Origin of the sequence: Ruegeria sp. HKCCD6157, from assembly GCF_013110685.1 — a bacterium.
Taxonomy (GTDB): domain Bacteria; phylum Pseudomonadota; class Alphaproteobacteria; order Rhodobacterales; family Rhodobacteraceae; genus Ruegeria.
This window is the reverse complement of the sequence record NZ_WVRB01000004.1, coordinates 17,873-37,033: the sequence shown is the minus strand read 5'-3', so window position 1 is coordinate 37,033 and position 19,161 is coordinate 17,873. Positions and strand designations below refer to the sequence as shown.

The following is a 19,161-nucleotide window of genomic DNA, read 5'->3' as shown; positions in this document are numbered from 1 at the left end:
TCACACATTAATATGTGTAATAGGAAAGCCGAAAGATGATTTCTCGACGTGACTTCTTACAGGTTTCAATGGCGGCATCGGCTCTGTACGGAGCGTCCGGGTTTGGCAATTGGGCCAGGCTTTCCGCGCAGCAAAGTCTGACGCAGGATCAGCTGCTGGAGTTTCAGACCTTTGGCAATATCAGCCTGATCCATGTAACTGACATCCACGCGCAACTCAAACCGATTTACTTCCGTGAACCCGAGATAAACCTGGGTATCGGCGAGGCGAAAGGGCAGATGCCGCACGTCACGGGGGCCGCATTCCGCAAGGCCTACGGGATCGAGGATGGCAGCCCGTCCGCCTATGCGCTGACATACGACGACTTTGCGGCCCTGGCAAAGACCTACGGTCGGGTCGGTGGTTTGGACCGGGTCTCGACGGTGATCAATGCCATCCGTGCGGACCGGCCCGATGCCCTGCTTTTGGATGGCGGCGATACCTGGCACGGGTCTTACACCTGTTACCAGACGGGCGGTCAGGACATGGTCAATGTCATGAACGCGCTGAAACCTGATGCAATGACCTTTCATTGGGAGTTCACGCTGGGCAGCGACAGAGTTAACGAAATCGTCGAAGGGCTGCCCTTTGCCGCTTTGGGTCAGAACATTTTTGATGCCGAATGGGATGAACCTGCGGAATTGTTCAAGCCCTACAAGTTCTTTGACCGAGGCGGTGCAAAGGTTGCCGTGATCGGGCAGGCGTTCCCTTACATGCCAATTGCGAATCCGGGTTGGATGTTCCCTGAATACTCTTTCGGCATTCGGGATGAGAACATGCAGGCAATGGTCGACGAGGTTCGCGATGCCGGTGCCGATGTCGTCGTCGTCCTCAGCCATAACGGCTTTGACGTGGACAAGAAAATGGCCGGCCGGGTGCAGGGGATCGACGTGATCCTCAGTGGCCACACCCACGATGCGCTGCCCGAGCCGGTTCTGGTGGGCAAAACGCATATCATCGCGTCAGGCTCGAACGGCAAATTCGTCAGCCGCGTGGATCTGGATGTGCGGGATGGGCAGTTGATGGGGTTGAAGCACAAGCTGATCCCGATCTTCTCTGATGTTATCGCTCCGGATCCTGCGATCACCGCCCTGATAGATGAGCAGCGCGCGCCCTATGAGGCGACGCTCAGCGAAGTGATCGGCAGAACGGACTCGTTGCTCTATCGTCGCGGCAATTTCAACGGAACCTGGGATGACCTGATCTGTGATGCCCTGCTTAAGGAGCGGGAGGCAGACATTGCCATGTCCCCCGGTGTTCGTTGGGGGCCGTCGATCCTGCCGGGGCAGGAGATCACGCGCGAGGACATCTGGAACGTCACTTCGATGTCATATCCGAATGCCTATCGCACGGAAATGACGGGTGAGTTCATCCATGTGATCCTCGAGGATGTTGGCGACAACCTGTTCAACCCTGATCCCTACTACCAGCAGGGCGGCGACATGGTCCGTGTCGGTGGGCTGGGCTACCGCATCGACGTGACCAAGCCGCAAGGGCAGCGGATCAGCGAGATGACCCTGCTCAAGACGGGTGAAGCGATTGATCCGTCGAAAACCTATGTCGTGGCCGGCTGGGCCAGCGTCAACGAAGGCACCGAGGGTCCGCCGATCTGGGATGTCGTCGAAAACCACATTCGCAACCTTGGAACCGTAACGGTGCAAGAGAACACCAGCGTCGATGTCGTCGGCGCCTAAGAAACAGATGGAGACCTAAGAGATATGGATGACGCGTTCAAACCGTCCCGCCGGGCCTTCCTGAAAGGCAGTGCCGCGGTCGCCGCGGGGTCAGTTGCAGGTGCGGCAGTGGCAGAAACGCCCGACCCCCTGATAACAGAGCTTCAGGATTGGGCATCGTACACGGGTGCAGGCGTTGACGAGACACCCTATGGCATGCCGATCAGCTATGAATCCCATGTCGTGCGCCGCAATGTGGAATGGCTGACCGCCTCTCCGATTTCGTCGATCAACTTCACGCCGATCCACGCGCTTGATGGTACTATCACACCCCAGGGCTGCGCCTTTGAACGGCACCACTCGGGCGCAATCGAGCTGCGCAAGGAAGACTATCGGCTGATGATCAACGGTCTGGTCGATCGCCCGCTTGTCTTTACGTATGATGACATCGAACGTTTCCCGCGCGAAAACCACGTGTATTTCTGCGAATGCGCCGCGAATACCGGGATGGAGTGGGCAGGCGCGCAGCTCAACGGTGTGCAATTCACCCATGGTATGATCCACAACATGGAATACACTGGTGTTCCGCTGCGCACGCTGTTGCAAGAGGCCGGCGCCGATATCTCGCCCGACAAATGGGTCTATGTCGAGGGCGCGGACGCGTCGTCCAATGGCCGCTCCATACCGATGGAAAAAGCGCTGGATGATGTGTTGGTGGCCTTCAAGGCAAATGGCGAGGCCCTGCGGATGGAACATGGCTATCCTGTGCGCCTGGTCGTGCCAGGCTGGGAAGGCAACATGTGGGTCAAATGGCTGCGCCGGATCGAGGTCGTCGACAGGGCGGTCGAAAGCCGCGAAGAAACGTCGAAATACACCGATGTCTATGCCGATGGCACGGCCCAGAAATGGACTTGGGTGATGGATGCGAAATCCGTCATAACCTCGCCCAGCCCGCAAATGCCGATCAAACATGGGCCCGGACCGCTGGTGATTTCAGGGCTTGCATGGTCAGGCCACGGACAGATTACCCGTGTCGATGTATCCAAGGACGGCGGCATCACGTGGGAAACGGCACGCTTTGGCAAGCAGGGCGACACCAAGGCTTTGACACGTTTCTATCTCGACACGAATTGGGACGGGGCACCCATGCTCCTACAGGCCCGAGCAATGGATGAGACCGGCTATGTACAGCCAACCAAAGACCAGCTGCGCGAAAAGCGCGGCGAAAACTCGGTCTATCACAACAACTGTATCCAGACGTGGTACGTAAGCGCAGAGGGGATCGCCGAGAATGTCGAAGTCTCTTAGTCATGTTTTCCTGCCCGTATTCGGCGGCACGGCGTTGGTGCTTGCGGGGGCGTTGGTGTTCGCCAACCGAAACTTCGGCCAATCGAAGATCGAAACTTTGGAAACCCGGATTGGTCAGGTTGAGGCCCACGCTGCAGCCGCACAGGAAAAAGCAAAGACAGAAGCCGAACGAGCAGCCCAGCTTGAGCTCAAACTCCAGGAAATTCAGGCCGCCGCAGCGGAACGGGTCGCGAATGGCGCGAACCTGACCGCACCTGCGCCCAGCCACGAGGGCACCTATGGGCTTGGACGGCCTGCGCTGGAGGAAGAGATCGCGGCCTGGGACGTTGACGTTTTGCCGGACGGGCGGGGCTTGCCTGTCGGATCGGGCGACGTTTGGACCGGGGAAGAAGTGTTTGCCGACCGCTGCGCGTCCTGTCACGGAGAGTTTGCCGAAGGTGTGGACAACTGGCCCGTTCTTGCCGGTGGGTTCGATACGCTTGCAAACGAAGATCCCGTCAAGACCGTCGGGTCCTACTGGCCGCATTTGTCTACTGCCTGGGATTACATTTCCCGATCCATGCCATTTGGCGAGGCGGGCACTTTGACCGCGGATGAGACCTATGCGATTGTTGCCTACATCCTGTATTCAAATGATTTGGTGGATGACGATTTCGAACTGAGCAACGAAAACTTCGCCGAATTCGAGATGTACAACAAGGACGGTTTTGTCGTCGATACACGACCCGAGACCGAGTACGCTGAATGGCGCAAAGAGCCTTGCATGGAAAACTGCAAGGCAGAGTCCGCTGTCAGGATGCGTTCCGTTTTTCTGGTCGAGACGCCGCCCGAAGGTGGGTCGAACTCGGTGATGAATGATGCCACCGTTGAGGGGTTGCCGACATTCACTGCGGACGGCCCGTCGTTCATTCCGGCAGCGGCACCCAAGCCCGAGGAAGAAGCCGCTGCGGAGCCAGCCGTTCAAGAGGCCGAAGAGACCGACGAAGCAACGGAACTGGTTGCCGCCGGAGCGAAAGTCTTCAAGAAGTGTAAAGCCTGCCATCAGGTGGGTGAAGGTGCAAAGCACGGTACCGGGCCGGCGTTGAACGGAATAGTCGGGGCCAATGCAGGATCGGTCGAGGGGTTCAAATACTCCAAGGCGATGAAAGCCGCATCCGAAGCCGGCCTTGTTTGGACGGATGAGGAAATGGCGGCCTTCCTGACGAAACCCAAGGATTACATGAAGGGCACGCGAATGTCTTTTGCGGGGCTCAGGAAGCCAGACGACGTTGAGGCCGTGATTGTCTACCTCAAATCGTTCGGAAGCTGATCGTGCGGTGGTCGGGCATAGTGGCGTGTGCGGCGGTTGTGGCGGCTTTCGCCACATCGACCTACGCAACCGAAGACCTTGGTGATGCCGAGGCCGGGAAAACAGTGTTCGCCAAATGCAAAGGCTGCCATCAGGTTGGCGAAGGCGCGGAAAACAAAATCGGGCCGCATCTGAATGGTGTCTTTGGGCGCAAGGCCGCAGGTCTTGATGGTTTCAATTATTCCAAGAGCCTCGTGCGCGCGGGGAATTCGGGTTTGGAATGGCACGCTGACACCTTGTCAGCTTATATCGAAAATCCTCGTGCATATGCGTCGGGCACAAGGATGAGCTTTCGCGGTCTGAAAGACCCGGAAGACCGGGCCAATGTGATTGCCTATTTGCGAGGGTTTTCAGACAACCCTCGGGACATTCCCGAAGCGGACCCAACCGCGAAAGGCACGGACCACTCCGTCGATCCAGCGATCTTGGCGATTCAGGGAGACCCCGAATACGGCGCATATCTCAGTAGCGAATGCACGACGTGCCATCAGATCGAAGGAAGTGACGAAGGTATCCCGTCGATCGTGTATTGGCCCGACGAGGATTTTGTCGTCGCCATGCACGCATACAAGGACAAAAAGCGGCCACACCCGGTTATGCAAATGATCGCCGGAAGGCTGAGCAATGACGAGATTGCGGCGTTGGCCGCATATTTCAATAACCCAGAGTAATTGTGCCTAAGGGGAGGAAACGCGATGACACTCAATAGACGTACATTTCTAGGAGCCGCCGGGGTGGCGGCAGCCGGATTATCTGCACCGATGGTTCTGGCTCAGGGCAGGCCCCGGGTCGTTGTTGTCGGCGGCGGTGCAGGCGGCGCTACGGCTGCCCGTTATATTGCGAAGGACAGCAAAGGTGAGATCGACGTGACGCTGATCGAGCCGTCGCGGACTTACTACACCTGCTTCTTCTCGAACCTGTATCTTGGAGGGTTCCAGGAACTTTCGGATATCGCGCACAGCTATGGAACGCTTGCTGCCGATTATGGGATAAACGTGGTCCACGATTGGGCCATCGGTGTTGACCGCGATGCCAAGACTGTATCCTTGGCCGGGGGTGGCTCGGTCCCGTATGACAAGCTGATCCTCAGCCCGGGTATCGATTTTGTTGACGGGGCTGTTGAAGGCTGGGACGTCTCGGCGCAAAACAAGATGCCGCATGCGTACAAGGCCGGCTCGCAGACAGAGCTTCTGAAAGCTCAGATCATGGCGATGCCCGAAGGCGGTACCTTTGCGATGGTTGCACCACCAAACCCGTACCGCTGCCCGCCCGGACCCTATGAGCGGGTCTCGATGGTTGCGCATGTTCTTAAAGTAAACAATCCCACCGCGAAAATCATCGTGGCGGATCCGAAGCCGAAGTTTTCGAAGATGGCATTGTTCCAGGAAGGCTGGGCAAACCATTACGAAGGCATGGTCGACTGGATCGGTGAAGACTTTGGTGGTGGAAATGTCTCGGTAAACCCGGACGCGATGACGGTGACCATCGACGGAGAAGAGACCAAAGTCGACGTCTGCAACGTGATCCCGGCGATGAAAGCCGGACGCATTGCCGAAATGGCCGGAGTGACCGAAGGCAACTGGGCGCCGGTGAACGCCGCGGACATGTCCTCCAAGGCGGATCCGGACATCTATGTCCTGGGCGATGCCAGCCAGCAGGGTGACATGCCGAAATCGGGTTTCTCGGCCAACAGTCAGGCGAAAGTGTGCGCGAATGCCGTGCGGGGTGCGTTGACCGGATCCAAGGTGTTCCCGGCCAAGTTCTCCAACACCTGCTGGTCGCTGATCGACACGGATGATGGCGTGAAGGTTGGCGCAACCTACGAGGCGACGCCGGAAAAAATCGCCAAGGTGGACGGCTTCATCAGCCAGACCGGCGAAGATGCCGATCTGAGAAAAGCAACGTATGAAGAGTCGCTGGGTTGGTATGCCGGTATCACCTCGGACATGTTTGGATAGAAGTTCTCGGGGGTTTTGACACGGGTCAAAGCCCCCGAAGCTCAATCTGAGAAACTGCGGCTCAGGAGGAGGATCAAGATCATGAAGCACTTAATCATCACGGCCGCGTTTTTTGCAGTCTCTGCCAGTCAAGGGCTTGCCGAGGATATCATCACGACCCCCTTTAACGGAAGTTTTGATGATGCCACCTTCGCGGTCGAATCCGCCATTGTCGGGCAGGGGTTGGTCATCGACTATGTGAGCCACGTTGGCGAAATGTTGAACCGAACGGGCGCTGATGTCGGCAGCGACAAACAGATATTCGCGGCGGCGGACATCTTTATTTTTTGCTCGGCAAAGATTTCGCGTGAGGTGATGGAAGCAGATCCGATGAATATCGGCTATTGCCCATACGGGATATTCGTGACCGAGGACGATGACGGGGTGAAGGTAGGATACCGAAGCTATCCGGACGGCCCAATGCAAAAAGTCCAGACCTTGTTGTCCGGAATCGTTGAAGAGGCTGTTGGGGATTGAAATGAACTACCAGCAGTATTTTCGTGATCAACTTGGTCTACTGAAAGACGAAGGAAACTACCGGGTTTTCGCGGACCTCGAACGTCAGTGCGGCGCGTTTCCAAAGGCGCGCAGTTACACGGGGAATGGTCCCGAAAAAGTCACTGTCTGGTGCTCGAACGACTATCTTGGAATGGGACAGCATCCCAAGGTTCTTGCGGCCATGCACGAGGCGATCGACAAATGCGGTGCAGGTGCCGGTGGGACGCGGAATATCTCGGGGACCACGCACGAACATGTGCTGTTGGAGCACGAACTTGCGGACCTTCACGGCAAGGACGCAGCGTTGTTGTTCACGTCCGGCTATGTATCCAATTGGGCGGCCTTGGGAACCTTGGCATCCCGCATCCCCGGCATCACGGTACTGTCCGACGAATTGAACCATGCCTCGATGATCGAGGGGATTCGTCACAGCCGGTGTCAAAAGCGGATCTGGAAGCACAACGATCTTGAAGACCTTGAAAGACATCTTGCGGACCTGCCTGCAAATGCGCCCAAGCTGATCGCGTTTGAAAGCGTCTATTCCATGGATGGCGATATTGCACCGATTGCCGCGATCTGTGATCTGGCGGACCGATATGGCGCGATGACCTATCTGGATGAGGTTCACGCGGTCGGGTTGTACGGTCCGCGCGGCGGGGGCATCGCCGAGCGCGAGGGCCTGATGGACCGTCTGACCGTGATTGAAGGGACTTTGGGCAAGGCGTTCGGCGTGGTCGGTGGGTACATCGCGGCGTCGAAGGAGCTTGTCGACTTTGTCCGATCCTTTGCCAGCGGATTTATCTTCACCACTGCTTTGCCTCCGGCCGTGGCAGCAGGTGCTGCGGCTTCGGTGAAACACCTGAAGCAAAGCAATGCAGAGCGGCAACGGCACAAAAAGCGCGTGCGCGAAGTCCGGGACAGGCTGGACGATCTGGGTATTCCCCATACACCGAACCCAAGCCATATCATTCCGGTCATGGTCGGCGATCCGATCAAGTGCCGCTTCATATCGGATGTGCTGATGCGTGACTATGGGATCTACATCCAGCCCATCAACTATCCAACTGTTCCCAAAGGAACGGAACGTCTGCGGATTACGCCGTCGCCGGTGCACAGCTGTGAAGACGTGGACCGGCTGGTATCTGCATTGGGCGAGTTGTGGACGCAATGCCAATTGGCGCGCAGGCCAATGGCAGCGCAATGACGCTGACGAATTGACCAAAGACAAGGACGCACACGCAACGAAGTGAGAGTTTCTGTCCATGGAGAGGCTCATCGATTTGCTGGGAGACCCGGGCACCTTGGCATTTGCCGGAGTGCTGGTCGGTATCTTGTTCGGCGTGACGGCTCAGAAGTCCCATTTTTGTTTGCGCGCATCGACTGTGGAAGTCGCCGAAGGTAAGTTTGGCCCCCGCTTGGCGGTTTGGCTGATCGCCTTTACCGCAGCACTGACGCTGGTACAGGCGCTTGTCTCGCTTGAATTGCTGGACCTTTCCGAGGCACGCGCGATCGCGTCAACCGGCAGCCTTAGCGGTGCGATTATTGGTGGGGCGATGTTTGGCATCGGCATGGTTCTTGCGCGTGGATGTGCCTCTCGCCTGCTGGTGTTGGCATCATGCGGCAATCTGCGAGCACTTGTGACAGGATTGATTTTGACCTTGGTGGCTCAGGCCGCTTACACAGGCGTTCTCAGCCCCGCCCGTGAAGCGATTTCCGGTCTGTGGACCATCTCGGGAGGCGCAGAGCGCGATCTTGCAGAAATAATGGGGTTCCCCCCATCGGTCTATTCGGCCGTTGCCGCAATTGGATTTGTCCTGTCGATCGTGTTTGCCCTTCACAGGAAAGTCGCGCCTGCAAAGATCGTGACAGCCGCCGGAGTTGGCGGGGCAGTGGCGCTTGGATGGTTCATGACGTTTTCCATCGCGCTGGCATCCTTTGAGGTCGTCCCCGTGTCTTCGGTGACGTTTACCGGCCCGGCCACAGACACGCTGATGGCGTTGGTTGCAGAGCGAAATGTGGTGCTGTCTTTCGGTATCGGTCTTGTGCCGGGCGTGGCCATTGGCGCAGCAGGATCTGCCATCATTTCCGGTGAGTGGAGGATCGAGCGTTTTGGCTCGGACACTCCGATGGAACGGTACCTCGTCGGAGCTGTCCTCATGGGGTTCGGGGCGATGCTGGCCGGAGGTTGCGCCGTGGGCGCCGGACTTTCAGGCGGGTCCGCCCTGTCATTGACAGCCTGGCTTGCCGTTTTCTTCATGTGGGTTGGGGCGATAGGAACGCACAGGTTTTTGATGCGGCTGCCGGTATTGCAGCATTCCTGACTTACTCGAACTCCATCTGTTCGAAAACGCGTCCGGCGTTCTTGGTTGCCAGCTCCTCGAACGCGTCCAGATGGGCATAGGGGGATTGATCGACATAATAGGCTTCGGTCAGATCGCCGCCCGCATCCATATGTTCTTGAATCCTGGTTCGCAGATACAGCAGGTAATCGTGCGTATAGCGGCGCACCTGATCCATATTCGTGGGATGACCGTGCCCGGGTATGACATATGTGGCATTCAAAGCCTCGAACTCGTTGTCCCAGGTTTCCAGCCAATCCGCGGTATAGGTATCCTGAAAGATCGGCAGCATGCGCTCGTGGAATGCCATGTCACCTGCGATGACAAGGCTTTGGTTCGGCAACCAAATCGAGATATCGCCGGGGCTGTGGGCCGGTCCGAGGTATTTGGCCTCGATCCGGAAGTCGCCCATCTCAATCACGTATTCATCATCGAATGTCTCGGTTGGGCCTGCCAGAAACGTGCCCTCTGCCTTGTCCTGATTGTATCGTTTCATGCCCTCCAGAATCTGAGGGCCATATTCCTCGAACTCAGCTGCTGCATCCGAATGGGCGACGATTGGAACCCCGATTTCCGACCAGTAGGCATTGCCAAGCATCGCGTGCCCCTGACCGTTCTCGTTGAAGACAAGCGTGACCGGCTGATCCGTAATCGCCTGAATTTCCTTGTGAAGGGCCTCGGCAAGGACATAGGCGGCACCGCCGTTGACAACGACCACGCCCTCACCTGTTACGATGAAGCTCAGGTTGTTGTTGTGACCAGAGTTTTCGTAGGTCGGCGGAGCGGTTGCGCCAATGGCGGAATAGACGCCAGGGATGAATTCGACCGGCTTGGAATACAGAACGCTTTGCGGATACTGGTCTGCAATATCCTCGCTTGCCCAAGCTGGTGCGACGAAAGCAACCGCAATCACGAATGATCGTATCATGACGCCTCTCCAATGAATCTGTAGGCCGAACCGGTCTTTTCGACGCGGCCAATTCCACCGTTCGGCAAATGGAAGCCGATTATTCTCATTTCCTCTTCGGAAACCTGATCCAGCAGAGAGTAACGCGCAGCTGCGGCGACCTGGGGATCCTGATCCGTTCCACTGTGCCAATCGGGGTGTTCAAAGGCCACGTGCGGATTTCCCAGCGCGTCGCCGACGACCATCACGGACTCATTCCCATTTCGAAGCTCAAAAGCCATGTGACCGGGCGTGTGCCCAAAGCTTGCCCGTGCCGCAATGCCCGGAAGTATCTCTTGCCCATCCTCGAAGAACGCGACCTGATCCTCGATTGCTTCCAATCGTCGCTTGGCACCGGCCGCGAACGCGGTGCGATCTTCGCCTATCGTGTCCACCGTTGAGGGGTTCCACCAGTAATCCCATTCTTTGCGTCCAATGAGGTGCGTCGCATTAGGGAAAAGCAGGTCGTCGAAATCATCCAGAACACCCCAGATATGATCCGGGTGCGCGTGGGTGAAAACCACATGCGTGACACTTTCGGGCGACAAGCCGATTGCTTCAAAAGTTTCCATCAGTTTGCCCGATGTGGGCATGAAGTCCGGCCCCGCTCCAGCATCGAACAGCACGGTGTTTTCATCATCTCGATAAAGCGTGACGTTGCACTCTGGCTCGTACTTGGTCGCGTCCGCTTGAGTGCGGGTCAGGATTTGCTCGACCTCCTCTTTGGGCATGGCTCCGAAAACAACATCAGGTGGCAATAACAGGTGTCCGTCTGACACGGTCGTAATTCGGGCTGAAGGTCCGAGCCGCAGCTCTGCCTGCACGATCCTGGCTTGAGCTCCAAGTGCCGCAAGACACGTGGCATTGAACAGGAAGCTGCGTCGGGACAAAGAAATTCCATTCATACGCAATCATTAAAATGAATATTATTATTTGTAAACGATGGAAGTACCTACAAAGGATCATTCCTAGACGTTGGAAAACCGGCCGGGTCTTCTTTGTAAATGGGCGAAGAACGGTTTTCAGCGGTGGTAAATGGAGACGACACCAAGGTCATGCGCAAAGTGAACGTGCAGCGCAATCCGCGCCATGATGGTTTGCCGAGGAAGAGATGACGTCGGAAAGGTGATTGTTACGTGACCTCGAAACAGGGGAGGGGCCCAGCCGCAGAACGACTGCGATGGCAGAACCAGCTTTCCACCGAAAAATCACGGTTCATCTGCGTCAAAGCGCATTGTTCTCATCCCGCTGTGCTTGTAAGGAAATTGCACGGCCTTAGGGGCTGCGCCGTGCGGGCGTGATGGAATGGTAGACATATCAGACTTAAAATCTGAAGGGCGTATGCCCGTGTGGGTTCGAGTCCCACCGCCCGCACCAAAAAAACGTATAAGCGTTTTTGAGAAAACAAATAAAATATGGCAACTTTCGTGCCCCACATTCTGCGCCACACTTGTTGAGGTATGCTTGCCAATCAGGCGGCCTTTTCTTCGATTAGACTTTCCAGTTCAGCAACCTTCGCCAGATTGACGCCTGTGCCCTAGTGAATCATCAATTTGCGGTCTTTCTTGGTGCACAAGAACGATTGATCCGATTGAAATGGCGTGTAGACCATTCACTAGTGATCCAGGGAGGAACGCATAGGCTCTGAAACTCGATCAGTCTGGAGCCTGGTCTTCGCTTGGCCTACAGTGTTGCTGGGCAACTCTCCAACCGAAAAAGGAGCACCTATGTCCCGACTTTCAGAACGCAGAGACTTTGCCACCGAAATCTGCAAGCAGGCTGGGGTAATGGCCAAAAAGTTCTTTGCAGATCGGGTCAATCTTGTCGTTGATCAAAAAGGCGCTCAGGACTGGGTCAGCGAAGCGGACAGGAGCGTTGAGACTTTCATTCGTCAAAAGATCGCGGAAACTTGGCCCAAAGATGGCGTTTACGGTGAAGAACATGGCGCGGTAGCGGGAGAGAGTGGCTTTGACTGGGTTATTGATCCAATTGATGGAACCACGAATTTCGTGAACGGTATTCCAGCATGGACCATTGTTCTGGCTGGTGTCACCAACGGCCAAACGGAGATTGGCGTGATCCATGATCCAAACGTGGATGAAACATTTGTCGCAACGCGCGGAGAAACAGCGACACTTAACGGATCACCGATACGCGTCGCTTCAGGAGTGCCGTTGCGCGACGGAACTGTGGCCGTAGGATACTCGAACCGGATTGAAAGCCGTCATGTTTTACCCGTGATCGAGGATCTGATCGAGCACGGGGCGATGTTTCACAGAAATGCCAGCGGAGCGCTTTCGTTGGCCTACGTCGCTGCCGGACGCCTTTTGGGTTACGTCGAGGAACACATGAATGCTTGGGATTGTCTGGCTGGGCAATTGCTGGTCGCGGAAGCGGGCGGCGTTGTCGAGGATCAGAACGCCGATGCGATGATCCGAGACGGCGGACGCGTAATCGCAGGCACACCAGATGTGTTCGAGACGTTGCGTGAGATCGCAGAAAACGCTTGGAGCGCTTAACGTCTAGGTAAAAGAGACCCAACCTGATTCAGGTTTGAGCGTCGCTAGATCAGCCTGCCAGAAATGGCCTTGCGAGGGCTGGTCATACTTGCGGTCTATCAAACAATCCGAAAGTGCGCACCAAAGCAATGTGCCTACTGCCCCGTGGGTCGCGATTGCAAGATCCCCGGCATCATGCGTCTGGATTACCTCTGTTACTGCGCGATGAATGCGTCTCTGCGCCTCGACAGCAGTTTCCCAACCGCAATAGCTTGCATCCGGCTGCGCAAAGAAAGCATCGGCCGCGGCCTCGAAATCGTCCCGAGGCAAGTAACCGGTTGCGCTGCGGTCGTTCTCACCAAGACTCAAGTTGCAATTCACGGGTAGCGCTCGTGGTGCAGCAAGAATCTCAGCTGTTTCGCGGGCCTTCCGCTCGCCACTGGTCCAGATCTGCGTCAAGTTGGACAAGACTTCACTGGATGCAAACTCAGTAGCGCGTTTGCGGCCCACAGCATTCAAGCCCCACTCAGTTATCGGGACGGCCGGATCGACAGAGACCTCGGGGTGCGAGATGATAATGAGTTTCGGCATTTAATCCGGCAAAAGAACGGGGCCTTTGTCAGCAAAGCCCATTTTGATTTCGGTGCCGGGATCAAGCGGCGCATCGACGTCATCGTGTACGGCAAAAACCTGACCGAATTCACCGGTCAGCGTATATTCCATCCGAACGCCAACATAGGTCGCCTTGGCCACCGTGGCTGGGATGCCTTGGTCTGAACCGATGACCAGACGTGAGGGTCGCACGGCGATGGTTGCAGGTCCTTCGGACAATCCGCGACGTGGTAGCGTGTGGCGGTAGCCTTCTATTTCTATCGTTGCCGCGTCGCCATTGATTTCGACGATTTGGCACTCCAAAAGATTTGCCTCGCCTATGAAATCGGCAACAAATCGGTCGTTCGGGGCGTCGTAAAGCTGGCGTGGGGTGCCCATTTGGGCGATTGCTGCGTTACGCATGACGACAATCTCATCCGAGACCGCCAATGCCTCCTCCTGATCGTGGGTCACGTAGACAACTGTCAAACCAAGATCTTGCTGGATTGCCCGAATATCCTCTCGCACCTGACGGCGAAGCTTGGCATCGAGGTTGGACAGCGGCTCGTCGAACAGCAGAACCTGCGGCTCAAGAACCAGCGCGCGGGCGACTGCAACACGCTGTTGTTGACCCCCTGACAGTTCAGAGGGAAGACGGCTGTCGAACCCCTGAAGACCAACCAGTTCCAGTCCATTCAGAGCGCGGCTGCGGGCTTCATCCTTTGCAAAACCCGAGAATGTGAGGCCATACATCACGTTTTCCAGCACGCTCATGTGAGGGAAAAGCGCGTATGACTGGAACACCATGGATACGTCACGGTCGGTGGCAGGCAATTTGGTCACGTCCCGATCTCCGATCAGGATCTTGCCCGAGCTTGCCATTTCCAACCCGGCAATCATGCGCAGAGTCGTTGTTTTCCCACAGCCTGACGGGCCAAGCAGTGTGACGAGCTTTCCCGCCTCGACGTTCAGGTTGATGTTGTCGACGGCAACGACATCCTTGCCGAACACTTTCGACACGTTCTCAAAGCGTACCGGGGCGGCCTTGGAACCGATTTTGGTGTCGGTCATGGCGATGTCTCCGTTCCGTGCTGCGTGCGTCGGCCAATCTGGACCCGACCGACGAGAAGTTGCAATAAGCCGACCGCCGCGAGCATCACGAAGATCAGCGTCGTCGAATAGGCAATCGCAAGGCCATAGTCGTTGTTCTCGACCCGACCGATGATGTAGCTGGTCGCCATGTCATATTCTGCACTGACCAGAAAGATGACGGCCGAGATCGCCGTCATGGCGCGCACAAAGCTGTATACAAGCGCGGCAAGTATCGCAGGGCGCAACAGCGGCAGAATGATGTTTCGGAACGTCTGCCACGAGTTTGCACCAAGGGTCAGCGAGGATTCATCAAGGCTGCGGTCAAGCTGCGACATGCTCGCGATCCCCGCACGAACGCCGACCGGCATATTGCGGAAGATGAAGCTGACAACGAGAATGACACCCGTACCCGTGATTTCAATCGGCGGAACGTTGAAGGCCAGGATGTAGCTGACGCCGATCACTGTCCCGGGGATGGCGAAGGACAGCATTGTTCCAAATTCGAAAGCGTTCTTGCCTGCAAAACTTTGTCTTGTCAGCAGATAGGCGGTCACCAGGCCAACGGCGGCAGTCAATGGCGCAGCAATGGCCGCGATGGTTATGGTGGTCCAGAAACTGTCCCAAGCTGCCCCGGTCCAGCGAATACCCTCTTCTTCGAAGCGGACCGAGAATGCAGTGATATAGTGTTTGATCGTCAGCGAGTTATCGACGCCCCACAGCTCGACAACACTGCCGTAAATGATCATCGCGTAGACAACAATTGTGAACAGCGCCCAGCCCAGAGCGACGAGCAGTACCGGAACAGAAAGGCCAGTGGGCATCAGCGGATGAACGCCGGCATCCCCTTTGCCAGTGACGGTTGTATAGCTTTTCTTCCCCAGCCAGACACGCTGCGCGTAAAAGGCGGAAAGAGTGAAGAACAGAAGCACCATGGCCAGAACCGCAGCCCTGCCTTGATCGTACTGAGCGCCGACGATGGCAAAGAATATCTCGGTCGAAAGCACGTCGAAATTCCCGCCCAATACAAGCGGATTTCCGAAATCGGCCATGCTTTCGATGAAGCCCAGAAGAAATGCGTTCGCAAGACCAGGCCGCATCAGGGGCAAGGAAACCGTCTTGAATGTCTGCCATCTGCTGGCGCGGAGCGTTTGCGCCGCTTCTTCCATCGACGGAGAGACACCTTCAACCACACCGATCAGAACAAGAAACGCAATTGGCGTAAACGCGAGTGTCTGCGCGATCAGGATGCCCGGCATTCCGTAAAGCCAGCGTGTCGGTTGCGTGCCGAACAGTTCGGCAAAGAACCGGGTGACGGACCCGGACAGGCCAAAAAGCAGGATCAGCGCCAGGCCGATCACGAATGGCGGGGTGATTATTGGCAGAACGGTCAGAGCGCGCAACGCGCGCTTGTAGCGGAAACCCGAACGCGTCACGACCAACGCGAAACATAGGCCGAGGATCGTTGTGATGAAGCCAACGAGGATGGCAAGGAAAAGTGAGTTCCAGGCCGCACCGCATCGGGCACCATGAAAACACCCCAGGCCCCACAGTCGATCATCGAAAAACTTTGAGAAGAAAACTGCGATGGAATACGCGCCGTCTTCGGTGATGAAGGCAGCGAAAAGCATCTTGGCGATGGGGAAAAAGACAAACGCAGTAACGATTGTAATCACGCCGCCGATGGCGCTTACGACAAAGACGTCACCATTAATGGCACCCCTTGCCGCGATCCCCTGAGTCAGCAGGAACAGAAAGCTCGAGGCGCATATCATCGCGCCATAGCCCATGCCGAACTGACGGTCGCCCAGTTCGCCAAACATCGCCTCCAACCAGTTGAAGTTGAAACCTCTGATGCCAATGCTGAACCCCTGAGCGATCAGCCAGCCAAAGCCAAGCGCCCCTGACAGGATCAGTATGCGGGCGTAAACTGGATCAGATTTGGTGCGCTTCAACACCAGAAGCGGCAGGGCCAGTGCGATCAGGAGCGGCGCGAGCCAAAGTTTTTCGCCCTGCCCGATCAAAAATGCAGCGGGGGCGTAATCCTCATCGAATGGATAGCCGTCCAAAAGCCACTCGAACGACCAAAGGCCGCCGTCGACCATATACCAGGGCAACAGGCAGAATCCGACCCACCCGGCCGTGATCCAGAAGATCAGGACCGGATGGGTCGTTTTTGAAGTCCGGTCAGTCATTTACTGCGGCAGAGTCGAAACCTCTTCGTCCCATTTCTGCAACAGACGCTTCCGTTCGTCCGAGGACCCATACTTTTTGAAGTCATAATCAATCAGCTTGATCTGGCTCATGTCTGGCGCGCTCTCGGAAGTTTTTGCGTTCTTGTTCGACGGTACCTGAAACGCGTTGACCTGAAGAGCAAGATTCTGAGCTTCTGGAGACAGCGCCCAGTCATAGAACTTTTTCGCCTCTTCTACGTTGCGCGCCCCTTCAATAATCGACATCGAGCCGATTTCGTATCCTGTGCCCTCGCATGGCGCGACGACCTTAATCGGGAATCCTGAAACCGCCTGCTTTACAGCATCATGCATGAAGACGATACCAATGGTGTTCTCACCACGACCGGCCGCCTTGATCGGCGCGGACCCGGACTTGGTATATTGGTTGATGTTCGAATGCAGGCCCTTCATGAACTCAAAGCCTTCGTCCTCGCCGAAGATCTGAACCATCGACGCCAGCGTGGTATAGGCCGTACCTGATGAGTTCGGATTCGCCATCTGAACGTGGCCTTTGTATTCGGGCTTCAGCAGGTCTTTCCAACAGGCCGGTTCGGGCAGGTTGTTTGCAGCGATAAGATCGGAATTGTAGCCGTAGCCGAGTGCGCCTGAATAGATGCCGATCGTCTTGTTGCCCGCGCTTTCTGCCTGGGATATCGCCCAATCATGAAGCTGGTCGCGCATCGGCGAAATGTATTCCATCGTCAGGCCCTCTTCGGCGGCCTGCAAATGCGGATCACCCGTACCGCCCCACCAAACGTCCCCTTTCGGATTCGAGCTTTCGGCGCGTATTTGTGCAAAGGTTTCCCCTGACGACTTCCGGGTCATGTTGACGTCGATGCCTGTTGCATCTTCAAAGCTGCGCGCCATCAGTTGGCACCAGTCTTCTTGCGCCGAACAATAAAGTGTCAGCTTGTCGGCCTGTGCCGCCGACAGTGACGCAGCCAGGGCGATCACCGATCCAACCGTTGTGGATATCAATTTCCTCATTTTCTTCCTCCCTTTGAGCTTGATGCGTCCGGGTTTCCCGGTTCTTTCATGCCCTTCCTCATGCAGCCTGTCGAAGTTTCTTTATGACAATTTTGACTTCTGGATTGTCTGTCAGATTGTTCAGCAAATCTGACAGGTCGCTTTCTTGAACCAACTTTGCGGCCTTTGCCGGTGAAAACCAGTGACGCGTACGTTCACCTTTTTCCTTCCAGCGTCGCTTCAGCTTTTCGACGACCATCGGATAAAGGGTGACGCGGCAGCGAACGCTGCTTCGCCCCTCGTATCGTTTATCATAGAAAAAATGACCGATTGGCCGTTTCGATATGGTGCCGACGGCGCCTGCTTCTTCTTGCGCTTCGATTTCAGCAGCTTGCCATGGCTTTTTGCCGGCCATCAGCCATCCCTTCGGGATAACCCACCGGCCGGTATCTCGCGAAGTGACCATAAGAACGCGCAACTTGCCAGTCTTGTCCCAGCGCATCGGAAGCGCCGCAATCTGATCTGCCGTTTCTGTGTCGCTCATGCCGCCTCTCAATGCCACACGATCAAAAACGAACAGGAAGCTGTCTTGTTGGCAAGTTGGCCGGTCAACGCTTTGCCTTGGCTCGTATTCTGAATTTGATCAGCCTGTGCATCTTTGCTTTACGCTTCGAAATACTTGTGTTCGCTCGAATTCTCACAACCTTCCGAGGGTTATGCAACAAAAAATATTGCATTATGACCGAAAGCCCACAAAAGTGGGTTTCGAAACCTAGTTGGGTCGTCGGATGTCCAAAACCAAAACGCGTGGCAAAATGTCTGAAAAGAACCACAGCCGGGTTAAGAAATCCGACCGGCGCCAGCAGATATTGCTGGAACTGAAGCTGCGCCCGCATGTTCGCATCAACGAACTGGCGCAGCGGTTCAACGTCTCCACCGAGACAGTACGCAGAGATTTCGATGCCCTGTCGAATGATGGCTTGATCGCGCGGGCACACGGGGGGGCATCGGCCGCCGCGCAAGGGCACTATCCGGGTTTGGATGAAAGAACAAACGCACAGGTTGAGGAACGCGAACGGATAGGTGCAACAGCGGCAGAACTGATCCAGGGCGGCGAAACGGTCATGATCGATTCCGGCTCGACCACAATCGAAATGGCACGTGCGCTGGCTTATATTGGCACATCTTGCACCGTAATCACCAATTCCATTCCCGTAGCCATGACCCTTGGCCATGGGGCTGCACAAGTGCTGTTATGCCCGGGGGAATACTTGGCAACCGAGTCTGCAACGATCGGAACCGAGACGCTGGAGTTTCTGTCCCGCTTCAACGTCGACAGGTGCATGATCGGTTCCTCGGGGTTTTCGACCGAAGGCCCTTCAGAAACGGTGCGCGGCTTTGCGGCAATAAAGAGAGCAATGCTGTCGCGAGCCGAGAAACGGCACCTTCTTGTTGATTCCGGGAAATTCGGCCGGAAAGGCCTGTCTCAAGTGGGGGGCCTTGACGACCTGGATTCAATAGTCACCGACAAAAAACCGACAGGAGAATTGCATAACGCCATTGAAAGCGCCCGGGTCGACGTTCTCGTCGCCGGGTAGATATGAGATGACTGATTAACGGCGGACAAAAAGCACC

General features: G+C 56.2%; 17 protein-coding genes and 1 tRNA gene. 11 read left to right on the top strand and 7 right to left on the bottom strand.

From position 1 onward, the window contains the following. Positions 1 to 35 precede the first annotated feature (35 nt). The 8 genes from soxB to GS612_RS13710 all read left to right on the top strand — a co-directional run bounded on the left by soxB (position 36) and on the right by GS612_RS13710 (position 9,184). Positions 36 to 1,733, top strand: a complete 1,698-nt coding sequence (soxB, locus tag GS612_RS13745) for a thiosulfohydrolase SoxB (protein ID WP_171641099.1) — start codon at positions 36 to 38, stop codon at positions 1,731 to 1,733. Between the two features lie 24 nt (positions 1,734 to 1,757). Continuing rightward, positions 1,758 to 3,020 (top strand): sulfite dehydrogenase, encoded by a 1,263-nt coding sequence (soxC, locus tag GS612_RS13740; RefSeq protein ID WP_171641097.1) that lies wholly within the window; start codon positions 1,758 to 1,760, stop codon positions 3,018 to 3,020. Further along, the gene (locus GS612_RS13735) at positions 3,004 to 4,329 is read left to right on the top strand and encodes a c-type cytochrome (RefSeq protein WP_171641095.1); all 1,326 of its coding nucleotides are present in this window, start codon (positions 3,004 to 3,006) and stop codon (positions 4,327 to 4,329) included. The genes soxC and GS612_RS13735 overlap by 17 nt, the downstream gene beginning before the upstream one ends. A 2-nt stretch (positions 4,330 to 4,331) precedes the next feature. Next, positions 4,332 to 5,039 (top strand): c-type cytochrome, encoded by a 708-nt coding sequence (locus tag GS612_RS13730; RefSeq protein ID WP_371809349.1) that lies wholly within the window; start codon positions 4,332 to 4,334, stop codon positions 5,037 to 5,039. 24 nt (positions 5,040 to 5,063) lie between these two features. After that, on the top strand, positions 5,064 to 6,326 hold the full coding sequence (locus tag GS612_RS13725; protein ID WP_171641093.1) for an NAD(P)/FAD-dependent oxidoreductase: 1,263 nt from the start codon (positions 5,064 to 5,066) through the stop codon (positions 6,324 to 6,326). 81 nt (positions 6,327 to 6,407) lie between these two features. After that, positions 6,408 to 6,842 (top strand): DUF302 domain-containing protein, encoded by a 435-nt coding sequence (locus tag GS612_RS13720; protein WP_171641091.1) that lies wholly within the window; start codon positions 6,408 to 6,410, stop codon positions 6,840 to 6,842. A gap of 1 nt (position 6,843) precedes the next feature. Continuing rightward, positions 6,844 to 8,067, top strand: a complete 1,224-nt coding sequence (gene hemA, locus GS612_RS13715; RefSeq protein WP_171641089.1) for a 5-aminolevulinate synthase — start codon at positions 6,844 to 6,846, stop codon at positions 8,065 to 8,067. A 58-nt stretch (positions 8,068 to 8,125) separates the two neighbouring features. After that, positions 8,126 to 9,184, top strand: a complete 1,059-nt coding sequence (locus GS612_RS13710) for a YeeE/YedE family protein (RefSeq protein WP_171641087.1) — start codon at positions 8,126 to 8,128, stop codon at positions 9,182 to 9,184. Between the two features lies 1 nt (position 9,185). Here the strand turns inward: GS612_RS13710 and GS612_RS13705 are convergent, their stop codons facing one another. Together GS612_RS13705 and GS612_RS13700 are read right to left on the bottom strand one after the other, a co-directional pair. After that, positions 9,186 to 10,130 (bottom strand): MBL fold metallo-hydrolase, encoded by a 945-nt coding sequence (locus tag GS612_RS13705; RefSeq protein WP_171641085.1) that lies wholly within the window; start codon positions 10,128 to 10,130, stop codon positions 9,186 to 9,188. Continuing rightward, a complete protein-coding gene (locus GS612_RS13700) occupies positions 10,127 to 11,053 on the bottom strand; it encodes an MBL fold metallo-hydrolase (RefSeq protein ID WP_171641082.1) in 927 nt (308 codons plus the stop codon). The genes GS612_RS13705 and GS612_RS13700 overlap by 4 nt, the downstream gene beginning before the upstream one ends. Positions 11,054 to 11,439: 386 nt before the next feature. Between GS612_RS13700 and GS612_RS13695 the strand changes: the two genes are divergently transcribed. Together GS612_RS13695 and GS612_RS13690 are read left to right on the top strand one after the other, a co-directional pair. Then, positions 11,440 to 11,525 (top strand) — tRNA-Leu (locus GS612_RS13695). A gap of 350 nt (positions 11,526 to 11,875) precedes the next feature. Continuing rightward, positions 11,876 to 12,667: an inositol monophosphatase family protein gene (locus GS612_RS13690; RefSeq protein ID WP_171641080.1), complete on the top strand. Its 792-nt coding sequence runs from the start codon at positions 11,876 to 11,878 to the stop codon at positions 12,665 to 12,667. A gap of 3 nt (positions 12,668 to 12,670) precedes the next feature. Here GS612_RS13690 and GS612_RS13685 read toward each other — a convergent pair whose 3' ends face one another. The 5 genes from GS612_RS13685 to GS612_RS13665 are packed head-to-tail and all read right to left on the bottom strand — an operon-like array spanning position 12,671 to position 18,028. Continuing rightward, positions 12,671 to 13,237, bottom strand: coding sequence for a histidine phosphatase family protein (locus GS612_RS13685; RefSeq protein WP_171641078.1), 567 nt, complete (start codon positions 13,235 to 13,237; stop codon positions 12,671 to 12,673). Beyond that, complete coding sequence (locus GS612_RS13680) at positions 13,238 to 14,308, bottom strand: ABC transporter ATP-binding protein (protein WP_171641076.1); 1,071 nt, start codon at positions 14,306 to 14,308, stop codon at positions 13,238 to 13,240. Next, a complete protein-coding gene (locus GS612_RS13675) occupies positions 14,305 to 16,521 on the bottom strand; it encodes an iron ABC transporter permease (RefSeq protein ID WP_171636063.1) in 2,217 nt (738 codons plus the stop codon). Before GS612_RS13675 ends, GS612_RS13680 begins: the two co-directional genes overlap by 4 nt. Next, complete coding sequence (locus tag GS612_RS13670) at positions 16,522 to 17,547, bottom strand: ABC transporter substrate-binding protein (protein WP_171207080.1); 1,026 nt, start codon at positions 17,545 to 17,547, stop codon at positions 16,522 to 16,524. Positions 17,548 to 17,605: 58 nt separating this feature from the next. Next, positions 17,606 to 18,028 carry an NUDIX hydrolase gene (locus GS612_RS13665; protein ID WP_253286185.1) on the bottom strand — a complete coding sequence of 141 codons (423 nt, stop codon included), beginning with the start codon at positions 18,026 to 18,028 and terminating at the stop codon, positions 17,606 to 17,608. Positions 18,029 to 18,314: 286 nt separating this feature from the next. Between GS612_RS13665 and GS612_RS13660 the strand changes: the two genes are divergently transcribed. Next, positions 18,315 to 19,124, top strand: a complete 810-nt coding sequence (locus GS612_RS13660; RefSeq protein WP_171641074.1) for a DeoR/GlpR family DNA-binding transcription regulator — start codon at positions 18,315 to 18,317, stop codon at positions 19,122 to 19,124. The last annotated feature ends 37 nt before the right edge of the window (positions 19,125 to 19,161 follow it).